General features: G+C 28.2%; 12 protein-coding genes. 4 read left to right on the top strand and 8 right to left on the bottom strand.

Translation table 11 applies throughout. The features are described from left to right. Positions 1-5: 5 nt before the first annotated feature. The 4 genes from ACZ5TJ_RS06595 to ACZ5TJ_RS06580 form a co-directional block, all read right to left on the bottom strand. Complete coding sequence (locus ACZ5TJ_RS06595) at positions 6-1,013, bottom strand: ABC transporter ATP-binding protein (RefSeq protein ID WP_464202131.1); 1,008 nt, start codon at positions 1,011-1,013, stop codon at positions 6-8. A gap of 11 nt (positions 1,014-1,024) precedes the next feature. Further along, complete coding sequence (locus tag ACZ5TJ_RS06590) at positions 1,025-1,969, bottom strand: ABC transporter permease (RefSeq protein WP_464202130.1); 945 nt, start codon at positions 1,967-1,969, stop codon at positions 1,025-1,027. Positions 1,970-1,981: 12 nt separating this feature from the next. Continuing rightward, entirely contained in the window at positions 1,982-2,908 is a 927-nt protein-coding gene (locus ACZ5TJ_RS06585) for an ABC transporter permease (RefSeq protein WP_464202128.1), read from the bottom strand. A gap of 501 nt (positions 2,909-3,409) precedes the next feature. Beyond that, entirely contained in the window at positions 3,410-4,543 is a 1,134-nt protein-coding gene (locus ACZ5TJ_RS06580; RefSeq protein WP_464202127.1) for a pyridoxal phosphate-dependent aminotransferase, read from the bottom strand. A 195-nt stretch (positions 4,544-4,738) separates the two neighbouring features. Here ACZ5TJ_RS06580 and dapD point away from each other — a divergent pair, with 195 nt between their 5' ends. Further along, positions 4,739-5,449, top strand: a complete 711-nt coding sequence (dapD, locus tag ACZ5TJ_RS06575) for a 2,3,4,5-tetrahydropyridine-2,6-dicarboxylate N-acetyltransferase (protein ID WP_039316258.1) — start codon at positions 4,739-4,741, stop codon at positions 5,447-5,449. A gap of 63 nt (positions 5,450-5,512) precedes the next feature. On the opposite strand, the gene ACZ5TJ_RS06570 is transcribed toward dapD, so the two are convergent. Next, positions 5,513-6,172 (bottom strand): single-stranded DNA-binding protein, encoded by a 660-nt coding sequence (locus tag ACZ5TJ_RS06570; protein ID WP_039316260.1) that lies wholly within the window; start codon positions 6,170-6,172, stop codon positions 5,513-5,515. 107 nt (positions 6,173-6,279) lie between these two features. Continuing rightward, positions 6,280-7,005 carry a polysaccharide deacetylase family protein gene (locus tag ACZ5TJ_RS06565; protein WP_464202291.1) on the bottom strand — a complete coding sequence of 242 codons (726 nt, stop codon included), beginning with the start codon at positions 7,003-7,005 and terminating at the stop codon, positions 6,280-6,282. 183 nt (positions 7,006-7,188) lie between these two features. On the opposite strand from ACZ5TJ_RS06565, the gene ACZ5TJ_RS06560 reads away from it, so the two are divergent. Beyond that, positions 7,189-7,725 (top strand): DUF4364 family protein, encoded by a 537-nt coding sequence (locus ACZ5TJ_RS06560; protein ID WP_464202125.1) that lies wholly within the window; start codon positions 7,189-7,191, stop codon positions 7,723-7,725. Positions 7,726-7,744: 19 nt separating this feature from the next. Here ACZ5TJ_RS06560 and ACZ5TJ_RS06555 read toward each other — a convergent pair whose 3' ends face one another. After that, positions 7,745-8,599 carry a YncE family protein gene (locus ACZ5TJ_RS06555; protein WP_464202123.1) on the bottom strand — a complete coding sequence of 285 codons (855 nt, stop codon included), beginning with the start codon at positions 8,597-8,599 and terminating at the stop codon, positions 7,745-7,747. A gap of 135 nt (positions 8,600-8,734) precedes the next feature. Between ACZ5TJ_RS06555 and ACZ5TJ_RS06550 the strand changes: the two genes are divergently transcribed. Both ACZ5TJ_RS06550 and ACZ5TJ_RS06545 read left to right on the top strand, forming a co-directional pair. Then, the gene (locus tag ACZ5TJ_RS06550; RefSeq protein ID WP_464202122.1) at positions 8,735-8,980 is read left to right on the top strand and encodes a TIGR03905 family TSCPD domain-containing protein; all 246 of its coding nucleotides are present in this window, start codon (positions 8,735-8,737) and stop codon (positions 8,978-8,980) included. A gap of 112 nt (positions 8,981-9,092) precedes the next feature. Further along, positions 9,093-10,415, top strand: coding sequence for an IS3 family transposase (locus ACZ5TJ_RS06545; RefSeq protein ID WP_464202121.1), 1,323 nt, complete (start codon positions 9,093-9,095; stop codon positions 10,413-10,415). A 61-nt stretch (positions 10,416-10,476) separates the two neighbouring features. On the opposite strand, the gene ACZ5TJ_RS06540 is transcribed toward ACZ5TJ_RS06545, so the two are convergent. Continuing rightward, complete coding sequence (locus ACZ5TJ_RS06540; RefSeq protein WP_464202120.1) at positions 10,477-11,784, bottom strand: bifunctional folylpolyglutamate synthase/dihydrofolate synthase; 1,308 nt, start codon at positions 11,782-11,784, stop codon at positions 10,477-10,479. Between the last annotated feature and the right edge of the window lie 41 nt (positions 11,785-11,825).

The raw sequence follows: 11,825 nt of genomic DNA, 5'->3' as shown, positions 1-11,825 counted from the left end.
TATTTTTATGCCTCCTTCCCAACAGGTGCTTTTACTTTCGGTGCATTTTCATGACAAAGCCAACATGCAGCATTGTGACCTTCTTTTATGTTAAATAATGGAGGTTGCTTTTCAAGACAAATCTTCATAGCATAATCACATCTTGCCGCAAAAGGACATCCAACTGGTGGATTTAATAAATCTGGTGGTTGTCCTTCAATCGGAATTAATTTTTCTTTAACTCCACTTTTAGGATTAGGAACTGATTTTAAAAGTCCCCACGTATATGGATGTCTTGGATTATAGAAAATCTCCTTATCACTACCTTCTTCAACAACAATTCCACCATACATTACATATATTCTAGTGCAAAGGTCTGCTACAACTCCTAAATCATGTGTTATAAGAATTATTGAACTATTAACCTTTTCTTTTAAATCTTTCATTAAATCTAAAATTTGAGCTTGTATTGTAACATCTAGTGCTGTTGTAGGCTCATCTGCAATTATAAGGTTTGGTTCACATATCAAACTCATGGCAATCATTGCCCTTTGTCTCATACCGCCTGAAAATTCATGAGGGTATTGCTTCATTCTTTTTTCTGGACTTGGAATACCTACTGTATCTAACATTTTAACTGCTGTTTCCCAAGCCTTCTTTTTAGTATATTTTCTATGTTTAATTAATGGTTCTATAAGCTGATCTCCTATTGTGAAAAGTGGATTTAATGAAGTCATAGGATCTTGGAATATCATTCCTATTTCATTTCCCCTTATGCCTTCCATTTCCTTTTCTGATATTTTTGTTATATCTCTATCTCCAAATATAACCTCACCATCTACTACTCTTCCATTTTCTGATAAAAGCCTCATAATTGACATCATAGTTACTGATTTTCCACAACCTGATTCACCAACTACTCCTATAGCCTCTCCTTTATCTACATAAAATGAAACTCCACGTACTGCTTGAACATCTCCCATATGTGTTTTAAAGGAGGTTCTTAAATTTTTAACATCTATTAATTTACTCATTTTAACCCCTCCTACTTTTGATGTTTTGGATCTAATGCCTCAGTTAATCCATCACCTAGCATATTAAATGAAAGTATAATTAAACATATTGCAAGTGATGGGAAGAATAATTGATATGGGTATAAATATATAGCTGACATTGCATCATTGCAAAGAGTTCCAAGAGATGCAAGTGGAGCATTTATACCAAGTCCTAAAAAGCTTAAAAATGCTTCTGTAAATATTGCAGATGGAACTAAAAGTGTCATTGTAACTATAATTGATCCAACGCAGTTTGGTATTAAATGTTTAAATAAAATTCTAAATTTTGAAGCTCCTAAAGTTCTTGCTGCAAGTACAAACTCCTGTTGTTTAAGCTGAAGTATATCACCTCTAACTATTCTTGCCATTCCAACCCAGTAAGATATTGAAAGGGCTAGTATTATAGGCATAAGCCCTGATCCCCCAATATTTGCTTCCTTAAATAAAGCCATAAGTAATACAACATATATTATTGAAGGAATTGAATATAATACATCAACAATTCTCATCATTATATTATCAATTGTTCCTCCAAAGAACCCTGCAATTCCTCCATAGACAACTCCAATAACTAAATTTATAATTGCAGCTGCTATACCAATTATTAATGAGTATCTAGCTCCATATGCAAGTCTTACAAAAAGATCTCTACCAAGCTTATCTGTTCCCATCCAATGTTCCATTGATGGCTTAGCATTAGTAATAGTTAAATCTGTTTGATCATAAGCATATTTAGAAACTATAGGTGTAACTATAGCAAATATAGCTACTAATATAATTATTATTAATGATATTAACGCAACCTTATTGCTTTTTAATCTTCTCCAAGCATCTTTCCAATAACCAACACTTGGTCTTAATACTTCTTTAAAATTTTTCTCATCTTCTCTTAGAGGAGTAAATAAGTCCTTATTTAATTGCATATCATTTTCCATAAAATTCTCCTCCTAACCTTCCATATTATCTAGTTTTATTCTAGGATCTATAACTACATATAAAATATCAACTATTAAGTTACAAACAACTACAAGAGTACTATAGAAAACTATAACTCCAAGAAGAGCTGTATAATCTCTACCTGAAACTGTAGATACAAATTCATTTCCAAGCCCTGGAATTCCGAATATTTTTTCAACAACAAAGCTTCCTGTCATTATTCCAGCAACTAAAGGTCCTAAATAAGTTACAACTGGAATAAGTGAATTTCTTAAAGCATGTTTTAAAATTACAGTTTTCTTTGAAAGTCCTTTTGCTTTTGCTGTTCTTATATAATCTGATTTTAAAACGTCTAAAAGCTTACTTCTTGTAAGTCTAGTTATAAATGCCATTGAACTACCTGCAAGAGCTATAACGGGCATAATATAGTTTTTCCATCCTGTAAATCCTGTTGTAGGTAAGATTTTTAGTTTACTTGCAAATATGTATATAAGTATTGCACTTAACACAAAGCTTGGTATTGTAATTCCAAGTGTCGCAATAAACATACATACCTTATCAGGCCATTTATTTGCTTTAAGAGCAGCTATTATTCCAAGTCCTATTCCTACTACCATTGAAAAAATAATTGCAACAAGTCCAAGTTTAGCTGAATTTGGAAAACCTGATTTTATAGTATCTGATACTTGCCTTCCTCTATATTGCATTGACTCTCCAAGGTCACCTTTTAATAAGTTTTTAAGATATATTGTGTACTGCTCACTCAAAGGCTTGTCTAATCCATATTTTGCTTCTAGATTTGCTTTAATTTCTGGTGTTATTTTATCTCCTTCAAAAGGTCCACCAGGCATTAAACGAACTAGGAAAAATGTTAATGTAATTACTACCCAAATTGTTATTATACTAGTTATAATTCTTTTTCCTATGTACTTTAACATATTAATACCCCCCATTCTATTTACATATATATACAATATTGTTTATTATTAATTATATTATATATATTCCGTTTGTCAAAGAATAATGTTAATCTGGGAGCTTACTTTTTGATAATATATCAACTAATTCTTGAATATTTTTATTAATTTAATAAAAATTTATTGCTTTTTAGAATACGTTTACATAAACTATTTTAAACAGTTTATGGTAATTTAATATTTATATCAACATTTTATATAATAAAAATTTTTTATGTGTTTTTTTATCTATCAATTATTTTTTCTGTTAATTTATGTAAATATATTTTGTACATTTTTCCAATTTTGTCCGTTTCACAAATACATCTTGAAGGATATATAAGATAATATTTTATATTCAGAAGGTATACATACATATTAATTGCATTTAAAGACATATTTGAAGGATTATATAAATCCACTTTCATTTTTTGTTCATCCACGTATAAATAAAAAGACAACTTTTAAAGTTGTCTTTTTATTTTATAGTTCTTTTATAAATTTTTCTAATTTATCTAAAGCAAGTTCAAGTTCTTCTTTTGAGTAACAATAAGATATTCTAATATACCCTTCCCCAAGCTTTCCAAATGCACTACCCGGTACGCAAGCAACTTTCTCTTTATTTAAAAGTTTTTCACAAAACTCATCTGAAGTCATATTAAACTTCTTTATTGATGGGAATACATAAAAAGCACCCTTTGGATCTACAACTTCAACTTCCATTTTTTTAAGTCTATCTAAAACATATATTTTTCTATTATAAAACTCTTCCTTCATTTTCTTAACATCACTCATTGAATTTCTAAGACCACTTATCATTCCATATTGAGCTATTGAAGTTGCGCAAGAAACTCCATATTGATGGACTTTCATTATTTCATTCATTATTTCTTTGCTACATCCTATATAACCAACCCTAAGTCCTGTTGCAGAAAACATTTTTGAAAATCCACTTATATAAATTACCTTTTCTTTAATACCTTCATCTTGTGCTACAGAATAATAATCATCATATATAATAGATGCATATATTTCATCTGTAATTACGATTATATCTTCATTTTTTATGAATTCTATTAATTCATCTCTTCCTTTTTTATCTAATATAGCACCTGTTGGATTCGTAGGGAATGATAAAACTAAATACTTACATTTTTCTTTATTAAACTTCTCTTTTATCTTTTCTACATTAACTGTAAAATCATTATTTAGCTCATAGTTTACTATATCTCCACCTAGCATAGTTACTATACTTTCATAAGCTGGATATGCAGGAGATGGTATTAAGACTTTATCTCCTTCATTTAGTAAGGCCATAAATGTTATAAATATACCTTCGCTTCCACCAACAGTTATACAAAGCTCATCTTTATCATAATTTACACAAAGTGTTTTTAAATACTTACTTATCTCTTCTCTAAGTTCCACTAACCCAGCATTTTGAGTATATGTTGTTTTATTTTCTTCTAATGCTTTTAGTATTCCTTCTTTAACGCCTTCTGGCATATCAAAATCAGGCTGACCTAAAGTTAAAGATATTGCATTCTCTACCTTTATAACTTTATTATAAAACTTTCTTATTCCTGAAATTTCAACAGATTTCACTCTATTATTCATTTTTATTCACTTTCCTTCTCTTTTTTATAAGATATTAAAATATGACTAATTAATTTAAATAATTCTTTTAAAATATTCTACATTAATATTATATAACTAGCAAATTTTAGACTTTTTATTATAACCCCTTTTAATTGAGAACATTTTTTATTATAATAAAATTATTACATATTTAAAAGCAGAAGGGATGATACTATGGAATATAATTTTACAGATCCATATGAAATAGCAAGATTTATTAAAGAATCAAAGAAATCAACACCAGTTAAAGTATATGTAAATGGTGATTTAAGTAATGCAAATTTAGAAGAAATTGAATGGTATGGAGCTAACGGTTTCTACATATTAATCGGGGAATCTGATTTAATTTCTAAAGTTATTTTAGATAATAAACATTTAATAAAACATTTTAGAATAGAAAATGATAGAAGAAACTCAGCAATTCCTATGCTTGACATTCTTGAGGTTGAAGCTAGAATTGAGCCAGGTGCTATAATTCGTGACAGAGTTTCCATTGGTAAAAACGCAGTTATAATGATGGGGGCTGTTATAAATATAGGTGCTGAAATCGGTGAAGGAACAATGGTTGATATGAACGCTGTAATAGGTGCTCGTGGAAAGCTTGGTAAAAATGTTCACTTAGGTGCTGGAGCTGTTGTTGCAGGAGTTTTAGAACCACCTAGCAAGTCACCTTGTGAAATTGGTGATAATGCATTAATAGGAGCTAATGCTGTTATTTTAGAAGGTGTTAAAGTTGGAGAAGGATCAGTTGTTGCTGCAGGTTCTGTTGTAACAGAAGATGTTCCAGCTGGAGTTGTTGTTGCAGGTTCACCAGCAAAAATAATAAAGTCAGTTGATGATAAGACTAAAGATAAAACTCAACTACTTGATGACTTAAGAAAATAATTATAAATTTAAAAAGGTATTTGAAATTTTTCAAATACCTTTTTTATATACAATATTTAAATTTTATACTGCACCTTCTTCATGTTCTGTGTGAGCGTCGTCTTCTTTCTTTGATCTTTCCATTTTAGAAATTGATACTTCGTAAGCTACTTTCTTAACTACTTCTGTGTCTGATATCTTCTTTTGATATTCTCTACTTTGTAGTCTACCCCATACCTTTATATTATCTCCAACTTCTAAAGTTTTACAAAATCTTGAGTTTCTTCCCCAAGCTATAGTTGGAATGTAATCAGATTTATTATAAGCTCTGTTTACTGCAAGTAAAACGTCTGCAATTTCTCTACCAAATGGTGTAGTTCTATAAACAGGCTCTTTACATATATATCCATCTAAGAATATTTCATTAGGATTTTTACTCTTCTCGATGCAAGGTTCTATATTTCTTGCAAATACTGTAAGGATTAATTTGTTTGAACCTTCTAAGAATTTATTATATGATCTAAGTTGGCCTTCTACTATTACTTCTTTGCCTATACTTATATCAAATCCTGCTATTAATCTTTCTGAAACAGTTACATTAAGTAAATCTACTGAATCACTTAACCTTTGTACTTCAAGACCAAATGTGTAAAATCCTTCCCCATACATCTCATGGCTATACTCTAATTCTGATACTACCTTTCCTTCAAGATAAATTTTGTTGTTTAACATTAAATTATCCATTGTAACCCCTCTCTCCCTTTGTAATAAACTAACCTTATATAAATTTGAATGACCCCCACAAGTACATTTCCATTATAATACATAATTTATTCAATTTTCAATATAAATTATAAATTTTTATGTTGTGTACCTGAAGAGTCAATATTAAAATCTTCTTTATAGATCATATCTCCTATTTTTTTGAATTCATAACCTTCACTTTTAAGTTCTTTTATAAGTTTTTCTAGATTTTTAGGTGTATGTTTTGCATTATTATGAAATAAAGTTATTGAACCATTTTTTATTTTTTTCTTTACTCTTTCATACTCAACATTTTCACCGTCTTCTTTCCAATCTACAGAGTCTGCATCCCATTGAATTGGTATATATCCAAGTTCATATATCTTTTTAGCTGCCCTTTCATTATAATCACCACTTGGAAATCTAAAAAGTTTTGTTTTTTCTTTAGTAATGCTTTCTATAAGTTCATCTGTCTTTTTAACTTCATCTTCAATTTTTTCATTACTTATCCTAGAGAAATTTGGATGAAGATAACTGTGATTTCCGATTTCATGACCACCTTCCTTTATCTTTTTTAATTTTTCTGCATTTTCATCTGAAAAAGCAATCCATTTTCCCATAACAAAGAATGTTGCCTTTATATTATATTTATCTAATATGTTTAATATGTCATATAAATACTCTTTTTCTGCCCAATTAACATCAAAACTTAATGCAACTTCTTTATTTTGTGTATCTACAGAATGTATAGGTAAACTTTTCTCATTTTTATCTATACTAGTTTGTAGATCTTTACTTCTAAAAACAGCTGAAAACACTACATAAACCATCATTAATGCTACTAAACTTAATATTACTACTACTCTACCTTTTCTATTCCTTCTCAAAACATAACTCCTATTATTAATCTAATTTAATTATATTCCTTTACATTTTATTTAATTCCACTATATTTATTCTTTTTGATTTTATGCTATAATTATTAATATATATCTAAATAAAATGGAGGCTTTAAGATGTACAAAGAGAGTTCATTAGAATTAGCAGAAAATAAATTATTACTTTTATATATTCTAAAAACATTAAAACAGCCTATTTCTAATACACAACTCACTGAAATAGTGCTTGAAAATAGTTTTATTAATTACTTCACTCTGCAACAATATGTAAATGAGCTTGAAGAAGCACAATTTATTGAGTATTCAGAAGTAATGGATAAAAATTTATTGCACCTTACACAAAAAGGTGATAATGTATTATCATTCTTTAAAGACAGAATATCTCCGTCTAAGATTTCACTTATTAATGAATATATTAAATCTCACATAGATTTAATAAAAAAAGAGTTAACAATACATAGTGATTACACATTAGGAGAAAATGATACTTTTATTGTAGATGTTAAGGCACTTGAAGATGAATCACCTTTAATAGAACTTAAATTATCAGTTCCTACAAAAAAACAAGCCACTCATCTTTGCAATAAGTGGCAAGAAAATCCTTCAGAAATATATAACCAAATTATTAATTTATTATTTGATGATTTGAATTAACTAAAATCATTACATTAGGCTATATTCCTAGTGTAATGATTTTTTGTTTATTTAAATATTCATCTAAAATATATACTTTTTTATTAATAGAATCAGTTATAAAAAAATTATTATTATTTTTTTCTATTTTGTCTGGTATTCCACCTACAAATATAGTCTTATCTTCTGATTTATTTTTTAAGTTAATTTTATTTATAGTACCATCACCAATATTTAATACATAAAAATAATTAGTATCCTCATATATATCTATCGGTATATAGCCTGACTTGAGTCTTTTAACTAAACTAAAATCATCTAATTTATAAATACTAATATAATCTTCTCCGTTCTCTTCTAAAGAACTCTCTAAAATAAAAAAGAACCCCTTATCTTTTGATATTTTAACCCTTAAAGGATATTTTTCAGTGTGTATTGATTCTATATTTACATTTTCTTTCATGTCAATTATAGATACTGAATTATCAAGTAAATTAGTTACAAATAACTTTTTTCTCTCTTTATCCATAGCTATATTCTGAGGGCAATTTCCTGAAGGAATTGTTAAAATAGTGCTCCTATTTTTTAAGTCATAGAGCAATATAGAATTAGACTCATTACATAGTATATAAGCATAATTCTTATATATTTTTGCATCAACTGGCTTAGCACCTATATACTCACAATAGATTTCCTTAAATTCATCCATATTAAGGACACTTATTGTGTTTTCATAGCCATTAGCTACTACTAGAACTTCTCCCTCTATATCTATCTCTTTAGGGGAATTAAACCTTCCATTCATTCCTAGGTATAGTTTTTCAAAACTCATATCTTCAATATTAATTTTTGATATAGAATTATCTTTTCCATTACAAACGTAAATATTATTCATAATTATACCTCCTAGGAATATAACTCCATATATGATATGAATTAAAGAGTATTTTAGCGACAATATTCCCTTTATTTCTTATAACATTCAAAGTATAATAATTGTAGTAAAATGATTTATTATTTGGAGGTTTTTATGTATACTTATAAAACAAGCGGAGTTTGCTCTACAGAAATACATATTGATGTTGAAGGAGATACTATAAAATCAGTTGAGTTTGTTAGAGGATGTCCTGGAAATCTTTTTGGTATTTCTCAATTAGTAAAAGGTATGAATATAGATGATGCTATAGAAAAACTTTCAGGAATAAAATGTGGTAGTAAAGATACATCATGTCCTGATCAATTATCTAAAGCTTTAAAAGAAATTAAAAATGCTTAAAATAAAAGATATCTCTTAATTTAAACTGGAACCTATAAGATGGACACTTATAAAAAAGAGTCTATCTATATAGGTTCTTTTTTGTACAATAAATTTATGAGGTGGATTAGTTATGAGTAAAATAAGATTTTCAAAGGATGAAATAGTTAAATTATCAAAGAATAAATATGTTAATAAGGTAAGTGAAAAATCAATAACCTATACCAATGAATTTAAAATACATTTCATTGCTGAATCTAGTAAAGGCAAGACTTCAAGAGTTATCTTTGAAGAAGCTGGATTTGATGTAGATATTATTGGGATGCGTCGCGTAGATTGTGCAGGATCAAGATGGAGAAAAGCATATAAGGATAATGGAGTATTAGGATTAGATGATACTAGAAGGAATAATTGCGGGCGTCCGCGTAAGCGTAAAATTACTAAAGATGAAATAATATCAAGACAAAATGCTGAAATTGAATATCTAAAGGCTGAGATAGAATTATTAAAAAAATTAGAGCTGCAAGAAAGGCAGGTGAAAAAAAGTAAAGTAATAGCAGCACAAGCATTTAGACTAATAGAGTCACTAGCTAACAAATTACCTTTAGGAAATTTAATTAAACAATTATGCAATGTGGCAAATGTTTCACGTTCCGGTTACTATAATTATTTAAAGTCTAAAAATAATCGTAAAAATCGTGAAAAGCAAGATGAAATAATTAAAAATAATGTTTTAAAGGCTTTCAATTATAGAGGATATAAAAAGGGATCAAGATCTATTAAAATGATCTTAAAAGAAAGATTCAATATTATTTATAGCAGAAAGCGTATACAAAGGATAATGAGAAAATTTAATATAATTTGTCCAATTAGAAAACCTAATCCGTATAAGCGTATAGCTAAAGCTACAAAGGAACATACTGTAGTTCCAAATTTACTCAATAGGAACTTTAAGCAAAAAGTGCCAGGTAAGGTATTACTTACAGATATTACATATTTGCCATATTCAAATTCTAATATGGCTTATTTGTCTACCATCAAAGATGCTTCAACAAATGAGATATTAGCTTATAATTTATCAGATAGGATAACTTTAGATATCGTTACAAATACGATACATAAGTTAATTACAAATTCTAAGGTAAAATTAGCCGAAGATGCCTTTATCCATTCAGATCAAGGTAGTCATTATACAAGTCCAACATTTCAAAAACTTTTGAAATCTAAAAATCTTGGACAATCTATGTCCAGGCGCGGAAATTGCTGGGATAATGCTCCGCAGGAATCATTTTTTGGACACATGAAAGATGAAATTAATTACAAATGTTGCTATAGCCTAGAAGAATTACAATTAGTTATAGATGATTATATTGATTATTATAACAATGATCGTTGTCAATGGAATTTAAAAAAGCTGACTCCTGTTCAATACAGAAATCAGCTTTTAGCATCTTGACTCTCTTTTTTAAAATGTCCTTGACATAGGGACCACTTTAATTAAGAGATATCTTTTTTATTTAGATATTTTCTTTTATTATATTATTTATTATTCCTCTCATTTCTCCAATCATATATAAAGAACCTGTAACTAAAATCATATCCTCTTCTTTTGCCTTTTTATATGCACTTAAAAATCCTTCTTTATAGCTTTCAAAACTCTTAACATCTTTGTTCACTTTATAAATTTCTTTTTCGAGTTCACTTGCAAGCTCAGCTCTATAACTATTTGGAGTAAGTGCTACAACATCACTACTAAGAGGTACTATTTCATTTATCATATCTTCAACTTGCTTATCTGCAAGTATGCCAATTAATAAATGCATATTATTGTAGTTAAAATATTTTTCTACATTTTCTTTAAGGCTTTTTATTCCTTGTATATTATGTGCACCATCTATAACTATTAAAGGTTTTTTATTTAAAACTTCTAGTCTTCCTTTCCATATAGCCCTTTCTATACCTTTTTCTATATTATTTAGCTTAAAACCTTCTATCTTAGATAATACTTCTACTGCAGTTAAAGCAACCATGCAATTTATAATTTGATGTTCTCCAAGTAATTTTAAATTTATTTCATACTCTTTATTTAATCCATTTACTTTTATTCTTTGATAAAATTCTTTATTATTTATATCTATTAATTCAGCATTTTCTCTTTTCACTTCATAAATCTGTGATGATTTTTCATGGCATATTTTACTTAAAACATCTCTAGCCTCTCTTTTTTCTTGTGGATATAAAATAAGTGGTGTATTTTCTTTTATTATTCCACCCTTTTCTCTTGCTATTTCTTCTATAGTGTTTCCTAATATATTTGTATGATCTAAGCTAATTGAAGTTATAACGCTAAGTACAGGGTTTACTACATTTGTGGAATCTAGTCTTCCGCCAAGACCAACTTCAACAACTGCATAATCTACTTTTCTATCATAAAAATATTTAAACATTATACATGTTATAATTTCAAATTCAGTAGGATGAGTATACCCTTCTTCAATAACCTTATCTACAGCTTCCTTAATAAGTTCTACATATGTAGAAAGATCTTCTCTGCTTATATTTTTCCTATCTATTTGTATTCTTTCCTCAAATTCTTCTAAGAAAGGTGATGTATACATTCCTGTTTTAAATCCTTCATTTATAAGCATTGATGCTATCATAGATGTAGTTGAACCTTTTCCATTAGTTCCTGCAACATGAATAACTTTAATCTTCTTATGTGGATTTCCTAATAATTCTAATAATCTCTCAGTTCTTTCTAATCCATAATTTGATCCGAAATTACCTACTTCTTTTATGTATTTCATTGCATTTTTGTAACCCATTGTAAATTTCACTTCTCCTTATATAACTAAATTAAATTTAA

Source organism: Clostridium budayi (assembly GCF_055396605.1).
The sequence above is the reverse complement of the archived record's forward strand: the minus strand, read 5'-3'. Positions and strand labels throughout refer to the sequence as shown.